We start from the raw sequence: 15,770 nt of genomic DNA on the forward strand, positions 1-15,770 counted from the left end.
ATTTACCCTACTTGACTAAAAATATACCCTTGGTAACCCAAAAACGCTATTAGCAATAAACCGCCTTCTACTCTATTGATACGTTGGGCGCCTCTAAAGTTCAATGACATAATAATAAGAGCCAGTGTTGCACCAATCATAATTAATATATCTCGGCTTACTAATGATGGATCAATGGCGGAAGGGTTGATAATACCAGCCAGTGGCAATACCGCTAGAATATTAAATATATTTGAGCCAACAATATTACCTAGTGCTAAGTCATCTTCATTTTTAAGTACACCAGCAATGGAAGCGGCAAGTTCAGGCAAACTAGTACCGATAGCAATAATTGTTAAGCCAATGACTAAATCGCTTAGGCCAAAATATTTAGCAATATCGACAGCTGAACCTATTAAAAAGTGTGAACTAACAGGTAGAAGTATCATGCCAACAACTAACCAAAATACCGCTTTTTTAGTAGGTACATCGTTAGGGACGTCGTCGCAGGCTTCAGATACAAAGGGGTCATCTTGGTTTTTTGCTCGCATAGATACAATAATTAACCCACCGATGAATACAACAAAGCCAACTAAAAGTGCAACACCTTCATTAAATGAAAAGTAGTTATCTGAAAATACATACCAAGTAGCAAGAGATACGAGCATTACCAATGGCATTTCGCGTTTTAACGTACTTGATGAAACTGAAAGAGGGCGAAATAGAGCGGTGATACCTAACACAAGTAAAATGTTTGTAATATTAGAACCAATTGCATTGCCAACGGCTGTGTCGGTTTTGTTAGCCAGAGCGGCAGAGGCTGAAACCATCATTTCAGGTGCTGAAGAGCCCATAGCTACCACGGTTAAGCCAACGATAAGTGTAGGTACACCAAAGTTTTTAGCAAGAGCTGCGGCGCCATAAACAAATCTGTCTGCACTCCAAACAAGTGCTGCAAAACCAAGAATTAAAATAACAAACGAGGTAACCATTGTGTTAAGCCAGTTATACAAAATAAGGATGGCGCGAATAGTAACAAAAGCCATGATGAAAGTATAAATAAAAGAGTAAGGTCAACTATATACCGATAGTGATTTTAAACCGCTAATTTAAAAATTTAAGCCGGGGTTAAGCTGTTTTGAGCGAGTCTTATAATCTTTTTTTACAGGTGTATTACAAAATCTTACGAATTGTTTTTTCCATCTTTGACAAAAAAGCTTTAAAATAGGGGAACTAGTGAACATTTTTATGGAGAGCGACTTGTCGCAATCAATAGTAGAAGTCAAGGATGTTAGCTTTTCGAGAGGTAATAGAACCATATATAAAAATATGAGTTTTAGCGTTCCTAAAGGTAAAATCACTGCGATCATGGGGCCAAGCGGAATTGGCAAAACCACTATGTTGCGTTTAATTGGTGGTCAGCTTAAACCAGATTCAGGTGATATTTTATTTGAAGGTGGCAGCATTCCTAAAATGTCTCGTAAAGAGCTATACGAAGCACGTACTAAAATGAGTATGCTTTTTCAAAGTGGTGCGTTGTTTACTGATATGTCTGTATTTGACAATATTGCGTTTCCAATAAGAGAACACACAAAGCTAAGCGAAGACCTTATTCGATTAGTTGTATTAATGAAATTACAAGCAGTAGGGTTGCGTGGCGCTAAAGATTTAATGCCTTCTGAGTTGTCGGGCGGTATGGCAAGGCGTGCTGCACTTGCTCGCGCTATAGCACTTGATCCAGAGCTAATCATGTACGATGAGCCATTTGCAGGTCAAGACCCCATTTCTATGGGCGTGTTAGTTAAACTAATTAAGTCGCTCAACGAAGTATTGGGTTTATCGTCTTTAATCGTGACGCACGATGTGACAGAGGTAATGAGTATTGCTGAACACGTCATAATTATCGCCGATCAAGGGGTAATTGGCAGTGGTACTCCTGATGAAATGCGTAATCATGAATCTCCTTTAGTTCAACAGTTTTTAAAAGGCTTGTCGGATGGTCCTGTACCATTTCATTTCCCGGCTCAAGCTTATGCAGATGAACTGCTTGGAGAAAAAGAATAATGTTGGATTTATTTCAAAAGCTAGGACATAAAACGCTAGGGCGTTTTGCGGCTCTTGGTCGTTCTGCCTATATGTTGTTTAGCGCATTAATGCATGTTCCTAATTTTAAAAAAGGCACACCGTTACTTGTTCGTCAGCTTTATATGGTGGGTTCGCAATCGCTACTCATCATTATGGTGTCGGGTTTATTTATCGGCATGGTATTGGCGTTACAAGGTTACACCGTATTAGTTGGGTATGGCGCTGAGGATAGTTTAGGGCCGTTAGTGGCACTGAGTTTATTGCGAGAACTGGGCCCGGTTGTTACTGCATTACTATTTGCAGGACGCGCAGGCAGCGCATTGACAGCTGAAATTGGCTTAATGAAAGCAACAGAACAACTTTCATCACTTGAGATGATGGCAATCGATCCGCTAAGACGTATTATTGCACCGCGCTTTTGGGCGGGTTTCATAAGCATGCCATTGCTTGCATTGATATTTTCAGCCGTAGCAATCATAGGCGCTCATCTAGTGGGTGTAGATTGGCTTGGGGTTGATACAGGTAGTTTTTGGTCAATCATGCAATCACAAGTGTCGTTTCAGCAAGACATACTAAACGGTATTATTAAAAGTTTTGTATTTGCCATAGTGGTGACCTGGATTGCACTTTATAAAGGATATGACTGTGTGCCGACCTCAGAAGGGATCAGCAAAGCAACCACCGAAACGGTTGTTCATTCGTCATTAGCAGTTTTAGGTTTTGACTTTATTTTGACAGCGGTAATGTTTACCAGCTAATAGGGTATAGATAATGAATTCACGGAAATTAGAAATTTTAGTTGGTTTTTTTGTAGCACTTGGCATTTTAGCTTTTGCGATGCTTGCACTTAAAGTTGCCAATTCAGGTATTAGTGGCTCTGGCGAAACATATACGCTTAATGCCAAGTTTGAAAACATTGGGTCACTAAAAGCGCGTGCACCGGTAAAAGTAGGCGGTGTTGTAATTGGGCGTGTTGAATCAATTTATGTTCACCCACAAGAGTTTTTACCCGTCGTTAATATGACCATTGATGCACAGTACTTATGTCGTTTTTCAGACACGAGTTCAATCTCTATTTTAACCTCGGGTATTTTAGGTGAGCAGTACTTAGGCATTCATCCTGTCATTTCTCCAGATTCGGCTAAGCAACGTTGTTTAGGCGAAACAGTGACTGAAAACAAGCAAGATGAAGCAATTGACGATTTGTTTGGTGTGGAAAGCAAAGCACTAGGTGATGGCGATTCAATCACTGATACTAAGTCTGCTATTGTACTTGAAGAATTAATCGGGCAGTTTTTATTCAACCAAGGTAGTGAGTAATTATTATGTTGAAAAAGTTTTTAGCTATTGTAGCAATTGGCACAATGACGCTAACTCAAAGCGTAAGTGCAGCAGATGTGAAATTAATCGATCCAAATAAAATGGTACGCCAAGTTGCCGATAATACATTCGCACGTATTAAAAAAGATCAGCCATTAATTGTTAAAGATCAAGAGCATCTTCGCGTAATTGTTGAAGAAGAATTAATGCCTTATATCGACTACAAATATGCAGCACTTCGCGTACTAGGTAGTGAAGTATCTAAAGTACGTGCAATTACTGACGAAGCTGAAAAAGCCAAAGCAATTAAAGATATTCAACGCTTTATTGGTGTATTTAGAGAGTACTTAGTTGCAACTTATGCAGGTGTATTCACTCAATACACAAACCAGAAAGTTGAGTTTGGTGCAGAGCAAGCGTTTAAAGGCAAAGACGTCGTTGTCGTTAAGACTAAAATTATTGAAGACGGTAAACCTGATATCAGAATTGACTTTAAAGTACGTGAAGACCGCGACGGTGAATGGCGCGCATACGATATGATTGCCGAAGGTATTAGTCTACTAGATGCAAAGCAAAGCGAGCTACAAGGTATTTTACGTCAGCAAGGTATTGATAATGTAAGTAACCTTTTAGAACAAAAGAGTCAGCTACCAGTTCAGTTTAGAGGCAGTAACTCGAATGACTAAATTGGCAATAAGCCAAGTTGATGGACAACACTTTCGAGTAAACGGTGAGCTTACTCGAAATTCAATTGGCGATGAACAGCTTCTGAACAACAAGCTATTAACTAAGCATAAAATCATCTATTTTGACCTAAGTGGAGTATCTAGGGTTGACACAGCGGGCTTAGCTTGGTTAATTCACTCTTTTGCAGAATTAAAGCAGCAAGACATTCGTCTTGAATTGCAAAACCTACCTGAGCAATTGCAAAATTTAATGCAATTGGGTCAGGTTACAACCCTATTTGAGTGAGAGTTATGGAAACTAGCCAAGTCGAAACATTATTACGCGAAGAACTTCAATTAGCTGAAGTGCATGTAAAAGCCAATGGTAGTCATTATGAAGTTGTTGCAGTAGGTGAATGCTTTGACGGTTTAAGTCGAGTTAAAAAGCAGCAGCTAGTTTATGGTCCATTAATGAATACAATTTCAGATGGGACAATTCACGCAGTATCTATTCGTGCATTTACTCCTGTAGAGTGGAAGCGTGAACAAAAATTCATTTTACCGCAATAAATAGGGCCTCTTAATGGATCAATTTGTAATTCAAGGTGGCACTTCACTTGCTGGTGAAGTGACTATTTCTGGCGCTAAAAATGCCGCACTTCCTATTTTATTTGCTTCACTATTAGCTGATGGTAAAAGTACATTTACCAATGTACCGCGTCTTCGCGATATAGTGACTACTGAAGCCTTATTAAAAACTCTAGGCGCTGATGTTAATTGGCACGGCGATACGCTAGTGATTGACGGCTCAACGGTTAATAAAACATTAGCGCCATACGACTTAGTTAAGCAAATGCGCGCCTCCGTGCTTGCATTAGGCCCTTTAGTTGCACGTTTTGGTGAAGCTCAAGTATCTTTACCTGGCGGGTGTGCCATTGGTGCTCGCCCTGTTGATATTCATATTCAAGGTCTGGAGCGCATGGGCGCACAAATAAACGTTGAAAATGGTTATATTAATGCCAAGGTAAATGGTCGCTTAAAAGGCGCTGAAATCTTTATGGAAATGGTGAGCGTAGGCGCTACCGAAAACCTATTGATGGCAGCTGCCCTCGCTGATGGTAAAACCATACTTGATAATGCTGCACGTGAGCCCGAAATAATTGATTTAGCTAACTGCTTAATTGCGATGGGTGCTAAAATTTCGGGCGCAGGCACTAGCCGCATTGAAGTTGAAGGTGTTGAGTGTTTAGCAGGTTGTGAGCACAGTATTTTGCCTGATCGAATTGAAACAGGTACATTTTTAGTTGCAGCGGCAATGGCTGGCGGTGAAGTACTTTGTAAAAATACTGACTTTCATTCTCTTGAGCCAGTGCTCGAAAAGCTACGAGCAACGAATGCGCACCTTGAAGTACATAACGACAGTATTTATCTTGATATGCGCGGCCGCGAGCTTAAAGCTGTGAATATTAAAACGGCTCCACATCCTGGCTTTCCTACGGATATGCAAGCTCAATTTACAGCATTGAATGTAGTCGCAAATGGTAGTGCGACTATTACAGAAACGATTTTTGAAAACCGTTTTATGCATGTGCCAGAGCTTCAACGCATGGGCGCTAATATTCGTTTAGAAGGGCACACTGCAATTTGTGGTGAGACTCAAAGCTTAACGGGTGCGCAAGTGATGGCAACCGATCTACGCGCTTCAGCTAGTTTAATTTTAACGGGTATAGTGGCACAAGGTGAAACGGTTGTTGACCGTATTTATCACGTTGATAGAGGTTATCAGCGCATCGAAGATAAACTAAGTGCATTAGGCGCAAATATAAAACGTAGAAGCAGTTAGTAGATATTTAACTAGAAAAAGGTCGGATACGCAAATTGCTATCCGACCTTTTTATTGACGATTTATGCAGGTTGGTATTATTTATTATTAAAGCTTTGTTTCAAGTTCCGCTACCACCACCATGATTTTTTCTATTTTCCCATCTCTGTAAAGCTCAAATTCTATTTCTTTACCAGGCTCTGTATTACCTATTTTTTCAAGCACTTTTTGTGGATTTGCTACCGAAAGCCCTGCAATTTTTATCACAATATCTTGCTCTTCAATGCCGGCTTGCCATGCAGGACCTAAAGGGTCTAAGTTAGTAATACGCATGCCAGTAACCGGGGTTAGACTGTCGTTTACTTCTTTACCTGTACTGTCTACTGCTGTGCCTTCAAAGCCTAAATAACCGCGCACAACGCGACCATGGCGAATGAGTTTACCCATTACTTTTTTAGCAAGTGAGTAAGGAACCGCAAAAAATATTCCTTGAATATTAAGGTTCTCGCGCGTTTTAAACTGTGCAGAAGTAATGCCGACTAAATCACCATTGGAGTTAACTAATGCGCCGCCAGAGTTACCTACGTTAATAGCTGCATCCATTTGCAATAAGTTATTGTAAGGGCTGTCTGTAATTTTTTGCTTACCCGTGGCGCTAATAATACCTTGGGTTATTGTTTGTCCTAAGTTAAGCGGATTTCCTATAGCCAAGACAACATCACCTACATTTGACACATAACTATCATTAACAGGAATTACCGGGAGGTGATCTGCATTGATTTTAAGCAAGGCTAAGTCAGTAATGGTATCAAAACCAATTAGTTGTACATCAAAAAAGCGTCGGCCATCGGTTAGGATAACCATAATTTGGTCTGCATTATTAACAACATGGTAGTTGGTAAGAATATAACCGTCTTGTGACATGATGACACCAGAGCCTAGTTCTTGTACCGTGTTTTTTCTTTTATAACGGGGTTCTTTGGAAATACTTTCTGAAAAAATAGTAACCACAGAAGGTGCAGCTCGTTTAACTGCGTCAGCAAAACTCAGGTGACTTGAACTCATCGAACTGGGTAGGGGAACATTTGGAAGTAAGGCTGCTCGCATATTAGGGCTGAAAAAAAACCACTAAAAAGGCAATACTAAGGCCTGCAAATAATGGGGGAAGAACAAATTTTATTAGTTTCAGCACGATTTTCTTATTATGTCAGTGGGCAATCCCTTTATGATGACATAAAAAAATAACAGCGGCAAGTGCCACTGTTATTTTTATTACATTAATAGTGCTATTAATTACTGAATTAAAATAAATATAGACTCACGACCACGTTTTACGCCAAGGACGATATTACCTTTCGTACCTTCGATGATCTTATTCATATCACGAATTGTCTCAACGCGTTGGCGATTCACTTGCATAATAATATCGCCTTCTTCAAGACCAACGCGTGCAGAAGGTGAGCGAGGGTCTACAGACGAAACCTCAATCCCTTTATTACTATTTTTTTGCACGTTTTCAAGCGTCGCGCCTTGGAATGCAGGATGTAGTTCTTCACCTGTCGCTGTAACACCTGATGCACCATCAAGGGTTACTTTGACGGTTTTAATTTTTCCATCGCGGTAAATGCCTAGTTTTATCTCACGGCCTTCACCTAGCGTAGCAATTTTGCTTCGTAGTTCATTAAAGCCACTAATGTCGCCACCGTTAACACTAACAATAACGTCACCCGCTTCGATCCCTGCTTTACTTGCTGCTGTGTCGTCCATTACCTGCATAACATATGCACCTTGTTTAACATCAAGCTGCTGGGCTTTAGCAAGCCCTGCATCAAGCGGGCGTCCAGAAATACCTAATGAACCTCGACGTACTTCGCCGTGTTCAATAATTTGATCTACTAGGTTCTTCATCATATTAGATGGAATAGCAAAACCAATACCCACGTTGCCGCCAGAAGCGCCTAATATGGCCGTATTAATACCAATTAACTCACCGTTAAGGTTAACTAATGCACCGCCAGAATTACCTTGGTTAATAGCCGCGTCGGTTTGAATGAAATCTTCGTAGCCTTCAATATTTAAGCCACTTCGGCCAAGGGCACTAACAATACCTGATGTAACTGTGTGGCTAAGGCCAAATGGGTTACCAATAGCGACAGCAAAGTCACCCACTCGTAAATTATCTGAGTTTGCGAGTTTGATTTCAGTTAAGTCATCAGCGTCTATTTGTAAAAGAGCAATGTCTGATTCTGTATCAGTACCAATTTTAGTGGCTTCAAATTCACGGCCATCTTCGAGAGTAACTACCATTTTTTCAGCATCTTGGATTACGTGGTTATTAGTGACTACATAGCCCTCATCAGCATTAATAATTACCCCTGAGCCTAAACCACTAAACTGGCGTTTTTGACTGCGAGGTTGTTGTTGCCCAAAAAAGTACTCAAGTGGATCAGCACGGCGGCGCACTTCTTTAGAACCTGAAACTTGAATACTCACAACCCCAGGAGATATCTTCTCTAGCATGGGGGCTAAGGTAGGTAGTTGTTGACCATTTACTGCAATTGGCATTTTTGCATATGACGCTACAGGGCTCATTAATAAACTTGTAGATAGAATAGCTGCGCTGATAAGTGATAATTTCATTTTCATAGTCAGGGGTAACTCCACTTAAGATAAAGCAAAAACAAAAAGGGCTACTTTGCAGCAGCCCTTTATGGTTTTATTAAGATAAAAACAACAAAGCTGTTATATCTAAAGACTATGGGGTCTAAAAAAAGTTCATCAAGATGCTTTGGGCTGTTCTGAAACTTTATTTTGACCAACAAATAAACCAGATTCACCCGATACATAATCAGCTGGTTGCGCAGCAGCTGATGAGCGATCACACTGACGTTCTTTTAAAGACGCTTGTAATTGCTCAGTTGTTTCTTTTGAGAAAAAGGGTTCTGCTGGTGCTTTATTTCTATCTTCTAGAAGAAGTTGATTGGTTTCTTCTACGTGATTAAGCAGTTGATCGTAGTTGTCTTTCATTTTATTAACGAGCTTACCCGTATTTGCTAAATGATCTGCTACATCTTGACGATACTGCTCTAATGCATTTTGAGCCTGCTCGGCTTGCTCTTTTAACTCATCCTGCTTGAATTGTTTTTTGGTAACAAATGCGCCAATAAAAAATGCTACAACAGCAACAATGACGATTAAACCTACCCACATAACTGTGCCCATAAAAACTACCCCTTTGGGAAAATATTTAACTAATGTCGATTCAATTATAAATCATACTAAGTGTAATATACCCCGAGTTAAGATGCGTGTTAATATACTTTACAAATTAAACTGTGTTTTAACTGTAAATAGATATGACTCCTTGGCAAACATACCAACAAGATTTGACGCGAGATGACTTTGTACACGATGCAGCGCAAGAAAATGCTGTGCGACATTTACAACGTTTATACGATGACCTAACTCAGGCAAAGCCAAAACAAAAAGGTTTTTTTGCTAAGTTGTTCAGTAAAGATGAACCTGCACCTATAAAGGGCTTGTACTTTTGGGGTGGGGTAGGGCGTGGTAAAACCTATTTAGTTGACACTTTTTATGAATCGTTACCGGGCGACCGTAAAATGCGGGTGCATTTTCACCGATTTATGCACCGAGTTCATGAAGAGCTTAAAAAGCTAAACAACACAGCAAATCCGTTAGAAACCATAGCAGATATTTTTAAAGCTGAAACCGACATCATTTGTTTTGATGAATTTTTTGTTCAAGACATTACCGATGCCATGTTGTTAGGTGGTTTAATGCAAGCGTTATTTGCCAGAGGTATAGTACTTGTTGCTACATCTAATATAGTGCCTGATGAGCTTTACAGAAATGGCTTACAGCGTGCGCGCTTTGTACCTGCTATTGAACTAGTGAAACTTAACACTGAAATAGTAAATGTAGACTCTGGCATTGATTACCGATTGCGTACCTTAGAGCAGGCTGAAATTTTTCATAGTCCGCTGGATGAGCAATCAGATAAAAACTTATTTGAGTACTTCGATAAGTTATCGCCAGAGCCAGGGCAATTAGACGAGCCTATAAAAATAGAAGGCCGTTTAATTAAAACGCGTAAAGTAGCGAAATGCATTGTAATGTTTGAGTTTAGCGAGCTGTGTGAAACAGCGCGTAGCCAATTGGATTACATGGAAATTAGCCGCTTATACAATACGGTTATTATATCCAACGTAAAACAGCTAGGGCAAACCAATGATGATGCTGCAAGGCGTTTTATTGCTTTAGTGGATGAATTTTACGAGCGCCACGTAACGTTAATTATATCGGCTGAAAAACCTATTACCGAACTTTATACCCAAGGTAATTTAAACTTTGAATTTAAGCGCTGTATAAGCCGTTTACAGGAAATGCAATCGCTAGAATATTTAGCTAGAGAGCATTTGGTTTAAATAAGTAGGTAAAAGTGTAATAGGTTAGCCATTAAAAATAAGAGGTGCATATATAGTACTTCTTATTTCTAAAATTTCTTGTGGAAAAAACAACCGGCGAGTAGCAATGTGTTTTAAGTGCTGGTATACTCCCGCGTCTGCCACGTTGCGTTCTATGCCCTCATATAGTCTAGCCACTTGTGAGCGGCGCAAAAGTCTAAAACTCGAAGGGGTTATAGCAAACTTAGAGCAGTAGTTAATATTAACTACTTGTGGTTTTAATTGAAAAACATTGGATTTTTATAAATGAAAACGTTTGTTGCTAAACCAGAAACAGTAAAACGTGACTGGTACGTAGTTGACGCTGAAGGTAAAACTTTAGGTCGCATCGCTACTGAAATCGCTCATCGCCTACGCGGTAAGCATAAAGTTGAATATACACCGCACGTAGATACTGGTGATTATATCATCGTTATCAACGCTGAAAAAGTTACTGTAACTGGTAACAAATTCAAAAACAAAGTGTACTATTCACACTCTGGTTTTCCAGGTGGTCTTAAGTCTACTACTTTTGATAAACTTCAAGCTGCAAAGCCTGAAATGATCATCGAGAAGGCTGTTAAGGGCATGTTGCCACGTGGTCCTTTAGGCCGCGCTATGTACCGTAAGCTTAAAGTTTACACAGGTACTGAGCACAACCATGCTGCACAACAGCCTCAGGTTCTAGACATTTAAGGAGCACTATCATGGCAAATCAATACTACGGTACAGGTCGTCGTAAAAGTTCAAGTGCTCGCGTATTCTTACGCCCAGGCACTGGTAACATCGTAATCAACAAACGCTCTTTAGAAGAGTATTTTGGTCGCGAAACAGCACGTATGGTTGTTAATCAAGCTCTTGAGCTAGTTGATATGACTGAAAAATTTGATCTATACATCACCGTTGCCGGTGGTGGTACTACTGGTCAAGCTGGTGCTATCCGTCACGGTATCACTCGTGCACTTATGGAGTTTGACGAATCATTACGTCCACAACTTCGTAAAGCAGGTTTTGTTACTCGTGATGCACGTAAAGTTGAACGTAAGAAAGTGGGTCTTAAGAAAGCGCGTAAGCGTCCACAGTTCTCAAAACGTTAATCTATACGTTATCAAAAATTCAAAACCCAGCTTATGCTGGGTTTTTTTTAATAAAAAATTTATTATTATAATTTTATGTTATTCAACAGCTCCTTATAGCTAAGCTCTAAGGATAAGGCATTCTTGGATGATCATATTTAGTAATAACAGCGTATTTATCAGACGAAAGTTATAAAAATGCCAGGTAGCTGAAAAAAAGTTAAATAATTATCGTAATTAGTTTAAATCCATCAGTTAATTGGTGGAAATTTTTGCTACAATTGGCATGGAAGTAAAACGATCGAGTTTTATGACACTATGTGTGGTTTTTACAGCTTCCGCTTAGTGAAGTTGATCTTGGTCAGTACATTGTTTTTACAGAAACGGTATTATAACTACTCAGTACTACATTCGAGGTAGCTTAACCAAACTATATTGGTCAAGTTAGGTTTATTAGAGCGTAGAACTGTGAATAACCTTGTTTTAATCAAGGGTTTTAATTATGAACGTTTCTATTTTAAAAATTCGAATAATTAACCTGCTGTAACTGATGTTCTCAATATAGCAAGTGTTGAGAATCGTAAGTGGAGATAAGTGGATGAGCAATGCGCCTGTAGACAATGGCCGACGTCGCTTTTTAACCATAGCTACCTCTGTTGTTGGTGGTGTTGGTGCGGCTGGGGCTGCTGTTCCTTTTATTGCGTCTTGGAATCCAAGTGAGCGAGCTAAATCTGCGGGTGCGCCTGTAGAAGTAGATATCAGCAAACTTGAACCTGGACAATTAATACGTGTCGAGTGGCGTGGTAAACCTGTATGGGTTGTATCACGTACCCCAAAAATGCTTGAGCAGATGAAAGAGCACGAAGGTCAACTTCGTGATCCGCAATCGCAAGAGCCACAACAATTAGAATCATCAACAAATGATTACCGTTCATTACGTCCAGAAATATTTTTGGCTGTAGGTATTTGTACGCATTTAGGATGTTCGCCAGGCTTTTTACAAGGTAACTTTGGTGAAAAAGTAGAAGGGACTGATGACGGTTTCTACTGCCCGTGCCACGGTTCTAAATTTGATATGGCCGGCCGTGTATTTCAATCGGTACCTGCCCCATTAAACTTAGAAATACCACCTTATACTTTTCTAGATGAAACCACTATTTTAGTGGGCGAAGAAAGAGGGGTAGTCTAATGTTTGGTAAAATTATAGGTTGGATTGACGACCGAATCCCAATGACACGTGTCTGGAACATGCACATTGCACAGTATCCCGCACCTAAAAACTTTAACTTCTGGTACTTTTTTGGCTCACTAGCCATGCTAGTACTAGTAAATCAAATCCTTACCGGTATTTGGTTAACGATGAACTATGTACCCTCTGCTGAAGGTGCGTTTGCATCAGTAGAGTACATCATGCGTGATGTGGATTACGGCTGGTTATTACGCTATTTGCACTCAACGGGTGCATCAGCGTTTTTCATCGTCATCTACATGCATATGTTCCGTGGTATGATTTACGGCTCTTATCAAAAACCGCGTGAACTACTGTGGTTATTTGGTATGTTCATTTTCTTAGCACTAATGGCTGAAGCATTCATGGGCTACTTATTACCATGGGGTCAAATGTCATTCTGGGGTGCACAGGTAATCATTTCATTATTCGGTGCTATTCCGGTTATTGGTGATGACTTAACTCTCTGGATCCGTGGTGATTATGTAATATCAGGTGCAACGCTTAACCGCTTCTTTGCATTACATGTAATTGCACTGCCACTGGTTATTGTAATCTTAGTTTTTTTACACATTGTTGCACTGCACGAAGTGGGTTCCAATAACCCCGAAGGTGTTGATAATAAACGTAAAAAGGAACTGTAGCTGAAGAAGATAAGCCTAAATTTAAATTCCATGAGTATTATACCGACAAGAAAGATATTGTTGATGCGATACCGTTTCACCCCTACTATACAGTTAAAGATATTGTGGGTGTGGTTGGCTTTTTAATTTTGTTCTGTTGGGTAGTGTTCTTTATGCCTGCAATGGGTGGTTTCTTCCTAGAAGCGCCAAACTTTGAACCGGCAAACCCACTTAAAACACCAGCGCATATTTTCCCTGTTTGGTACTTTACGCCGTTTTATGCAATTTTACGTGCGATTCCAGACAAGCTTATGGGTGTTGCAGCAATGGGTGCATCTATTGTAGTACTTGCATTATTGCCTTGGATTGACCGTGGTATGGTTCGTTCAGTTCGTTACCGTTGTGGTTTCCACAAATGGAACATTGCAGGGTTTGTAGTTACTTTCGTTCTTTTAGGTTGGGTGGGTGCAACGCCACAAACCGATATGAAAACGATAATCTCTCAAATCTGTACTGTGACTTACTTTATGTTCTTCGTACTGTTGTTTGTATACAGTAAGAATGAAAAAACTAAGCCATTGCCAGAGAGGTTAACGAAATGATGAAAAAGCTACTTATTGGTTTATTCGCTTTATCTGTAAACGCACTACCAGCAATGGCGGCAGGTCCAACTGCACCATTAATGGATGCGGGTAATGACTTAACTGATCAGCCCTCTTTGCAGCGTGGCGCAAAGTTGTTCATGAATTACTGCCTTGGTTGTCACCAAATGCAGTATCAACGTTATGAGCGTACTTTTCGTGATATAGGCATTCCAAAAGAAATTGGCGAAGAGCAGCTTATTTTTGATGGTTCAAAAGTAGGTGGTCATATCATTAATGCTATGGCAAAAGAAGATGCTGCAAAATGGTTTGGTGCGGCTCCGCCGGATCTAACTAATGTTGCGCGTGTGCGTGGCAGTGATTGGATTTATACCTACTTAAAATCGTTTTATAAAGACGAATCTCGCCCATTTGGCGTAAATAATACGTTATTTCCATCGGTGGGCATGCCACATGTTCTTCAAGAGTTGCAAGGTTTACCTACCGCAATTACTGAAGAAGTAACAGTACATGGTAAAAAAACTATCCATATTACTGGTACAGAAACAGATGGTACGGGTGAATTAAGCGTAGATGAATATGACCAAGCGGCTCGTGATTTAACGAACTTCCTTGAATACGTGGGTGAACCTTCACGTCTTGAATCAGAAGCGATAGGTATTAAGGTAATTGGATTTTTGTTTATCCTATTTATCTTGGCATTTATGCTTAAGAAAGAATACTGGAGAGATGTTCATTAAGTTTGAGCATTTTTAAAGGTAATTTTGCAATAGGGGCTTAAGCCCCTATTGCTGTTTTAGTTATTTAATGGAGGTATAGGCATGGCCGTAGCTGCCAATAAGCGCCCTGTAATGACCCTTTTTTCTGGTGCTAACTGTATGTATAGCCACCAAGTACGTATTGTACTTGCGGAAAAGGGTGTAAGTGTAGATATTCATTTGGCTGAAAAGGACAACTTGCCAGAGGCACTTCACGAAATTAACCCTTACGGTACAGTGCCAACACTGATTGACCGTGAGCTTGGTTTATATCAGGCAAACATCATCATGGAATACCTTGATGAACGTTTTCCTCATCCTCCACTGATGCCAGTTTATCCGGTTATGCGTGGTCGTAGCCGTTTAATGATGCACCGTATTGATACTGATTGGTACAGCCTAGCTGAAAAAATCATCAATAATACATCAGATGCTGCACAAGCTCGAAAAGAGCTAACAGAAGCATTGCTTGCTGTAGCACCTATTTTTAGCGAAGCTCCTTACTTTATGAGTGAAGAGTTTAGCTTGGTAGATTGTTATTTAGCTCCGCTATTATGGCGTTTACCAGAATTTGGTATTGAGCTTAATGGCGCGGGTTCTAAAGAGCTTAAAGAGTACATGATCCGTTTATTTGAACGTGAGTCATTCCAAGCTTCTTTAACTGAAGCTGAGCGTGAGATTCGTTTATAATGACGCCTAATCGTCCTTATTTATTACGTGCTTTTTTTGATTGGATAGTTGATAACGAGTGTACACCGCATTTAGTGGTAGACGCTGGATTTGCAAATGTACAAGTGCCGACGCAATTTGTTCAAGATGGACAAATTGTTTTAAACATTAGTCCTTCAGCAGTAACTCAGTTTTCGTTAGACCTAACTCAACTTAGCTTTAACGCACGCTTTGGTGGTCAACCAATGCAAGTGTATGTACCTTTAGGTGCAGTGCTGGCAATATATGCGCGTGAAAATGGTGAAGGTACAGTATTTACTGCAGATGAGTTTTTAGGGGACGAAGACGATTTTGCTCCAGAGCTTGAAAGCGTTGATTCATCAGCTGAATTTATTGATGAGACCCCGCTAGAAAAGCCTGAAAAGAAAAAAGGCTCTCATTTACGTGTTATTAAGTAATACATAAATGCCAAAAAANAAC

17 protein-coding genes and 2 pseudogenes are annotated in these 15,770 nt (G+C 40.0%); 15 read left to right on the plus strand and 4 right to left on the minus strand.

Features of this window, described 5'->3' with window-relative positions; genetic code table 11:
* Positions 1-2: 2 nt before the first annotated feature.
* Positions 3-971 (minus strand): calcium/sodium antiporter, encoded by a 969-nt coding sequence (locus tag P20652_RS00815; RefSeq protein WP_033018187.1) that lies wholly within the window; start codon positions 969-971, stop codon positions 3-5.
* 256 nt (positions 972-1,227) lie between these two features.
* On the opposite strand from P20652_RS00815, the gene P20652_RS00810 reads away from it, so the two are divergent.
* Genes P20652_RS00810 through murA form a run of 7 tightly spaced genes read left to right on the plus strand, consistent with a single transcriptional unit; the run spans position 1,228 to position 5,892 of the window.
* A complete protein-coding gene (locus tag P20652_RS00810; RefSeq protein ID WP_083832879.1) occupies positions 1,228-2,043 on the plus strand; it encodes an ATP-binding cassette domain-containing protein in 816 nt (271 codons plus the stop codon).
* Positions 2,043-2,822: a lipid asymmetry maintenance ABC transporter permease subunit MlaE gene (gene mlaE / locus P20652_RS00805; protein WP_008172728.1), complete on the plus strand. Its 780-nt coding sequence runs from the start codon at positions 2,043-2,045 to the stop codon at positions 2,820-2,822. Before P20652_RS00810 ends, mlaE begins: the two co-directional genes overlap by 1 nt.
* Before the next feature lie 13 nt (positions 2,823-2,835).
* On the plus strand, positions 2,836-3,384 hold the full coding sequence (gene mlaD, locus P20652_RS00800; RefSeq protein ID WP_002957950.1) for an outer membrane lipid asymmetry maintenance protein MlaD: 549 nt from the start codon (positions 2,836-2,838) through the stop codon (positions 3,382-3,384).
* Positions 3,385-3,389: 5 nt separating this feature from the next.
* Complete coding sequence (locus P20652_RS00795; protein WP_008172729.1) at positions 3,390-4,070, plus strand: phospholipid-binding protein MlaC; 681 nt, start codon at positions 3,390-3,392, stop codon at positions 4,068-4,070.
* The gene (locus P20652_RS00790; RefSeq protein WP_008172731.1) at positions 4,063-4,356 is read left to right on the plus strand and encodes a lipid asymmetry maintenance protein MlaB; all 294 of its coding nucleotides are present in this window, start codon (positions 4,063-4,065) and stop codon (positions 4,354-4,356) included. Before P20652_RS00795 ends, P20652_RS00790 begins: the two co-directional genes overlap by 8 nt.
* A gap of 5 nt (positions 4,357-4,361) precedes the next feature.
* Positions 4,362-4,619, plus strand: coding sequence for a BolA family protein (locus tag P20652_RS00785; RefSeq protein WP_002957953.1), 258 nt, complete (start codon positions 4,362-4,364; stop codon positions 4,617-4,619).
* Positions 4,620-4,632: 13 nt separating this feature from the next.
* Positions 4,633-5,892, plus strand: coding sequence for a UDP-N-acetylglucosamine 1-carboxyvinyltransferase (murA, locus tag P20652_RS00780; RefSeq protein ID WP_008172733.1), 1,260 nt, complete (start codon positions 4,633-4,635; stop codon positions 5,890-5,892).
* A gap of 87 nt (positions 5,893-5,979) precedes the next feature.
* Here murA and P20652_RS00775 read toward each other — a convergent pair.
* The 3 genes and pseudogenes from P20652_RS00775 to P20652_RS00765 all read right to left on the minus strand — a co-directional run bounded on the left by P20652_RS00775 (position 5,980) and on the right by P20652_RS00765 (position 9,093).
* A pseudogene (locus P20652_RS00775) lies at positions 5,980-7,063 on the minus strand (trypsin-like peptidase domain-containing protein).
* A gap of 101 nt (positions 7,064-7,164) precedes the next feature.
* Positions 7,165-8,517 carry a Do family serine endopeptidase gene (locus tag P20652_RS00770; protein WP_008172736.1) on the minus strand — a complete coding sequence of 451 codons (1,353 nt, stop codon included), beginning with the start codon at positions 8,515-8,517 and terminating at the stop codon, positions 7,165-7,167.
* Between the two features lie 132 nt (positions 8,518-8,649).
* Positions 8,650-9,093, minus strand: coding sequence for a YhcB family protein (locus P20652_RS00765; RefSeq protein WP_008172738.1), 444 nt, complete (start codon positions 9,091-9,093; stop codon positions 8,650-8,652).
* A gap of 134 nt (positions 9,094-9,227) precedes the next feature.
* On the opposite strand from P20652_RS00765, the gene zapE reads away from it, so the two are divergent.
* From zapE to P20652_RS00730, 8 genes and pseudogenes are all read left to right on the plus strand, one after another.
* The gene (gene zapE / locus P20652_RS00760) at positions 9,228-10,316 is read left to right on the plus strand and encodes a cell division protein ZapE (protein ID WP_008172741.1); all 1,089 of its coding nucleotides are present in this window, start codon (positions 9,228-9,230) and stop codon (positions 10,314-10,316) included.
* 285 nt (positions 10,317-10,601) lie between these two features.
* Positions 10,602-11,030, plus strand: a complete 429-nt coding sequence (gene rplM / locus P20652_RS00755) for a 50S ribosomal protein L13 (RefSeq protein WP_007378318.1) — start codon at positions 10,602-10,604, stop codon at positions 11,028-11,030.
* Between the two features lie 8 nt (positions 11,031-11,038).
* The gene (rpsI, locus tag P20652_RS00750) at positions 11,039-11,431 is read left to right on the plus strand and encodes a 30S ribosomal protein S9 (protein WP_162470330.1); all 393 of its coding nucleotides are present in this window, start codon (positions 11,039-11,041) and stop codon (positions 11,429-11,431) included.
* A 577-nt stretch (positions 11,432-12,008) separates the two neighbouring features.
* Entirely contained in the window at positions 12,009-12,599 is a 591-nt protein-coding gene (petA, locus tag P20652_RS00745; RefSeq protein ID WP_007378319.1) for a ubiquinol-cytochrome c reductase iron-sulfur subunit, read from the plus strand.
* A pseudogene (locus P20652_RS19265) lies at positions 12,599-13,863 on the plus strand (cytochrome bc complex cytochrome b subunit). Before petA ends, P20652_RS19265 begins: the two are co-directional and overlap by 1 nt.
* The gene (locus P20652_RS00740; RefSeq protein ID WP_008172748.1) at positions 13,860-14,603 is read left to right on the plus strand and encodes a cytochrome c1; all 744 of its coding nucleotides are present in this window, start codon (positions 13,860-13,862) and stop codon (positions 14,601-14,603) included. The pseudogene P20652_RS19265 and the gene P20652_RS00740 overlap by 4 nt, the downstream one beginning before the upstream one ends.
* Positions 14,604-14,684: 81 nt before the next feature.
* Entirely contained in the window at positions 14,685-15,311 is a 627-nt protein-coding gene (gene sspA, locus P20652_RS00735; protein ID WP_008172749.1) for a stringent starvation protein SspA, read from the plus strand.
* Positions 15,311-15,748 carry a ClpXP protease specificity-enhancing factor gene (locus P20652_RS00730; RefSeq protein WP_008172752.1) on the plus strand — a complete coding sequence of 146 codons (438 nt, stop codon included), beginning with the start codon at positions 15,311-15,313 and terminating at the stop codon, positions 15,746-15,748. Before sspA ends, P20652_RS00730 begins: the two co-directional genes overlap by 1 nt.
* The last annotated feature ends 22 nt before the right edge of the window (positions 15,749-15,770 follow it).

This window comes from Pseudoalteromonas sp. BSi20652, assembly GCF_000239855.1.
GTDB lineage: Bacteria > Pseudomonadota > Gammaproteobacteria > Enterobacterales > Alteromonadaceae > Pseudoalteromonas.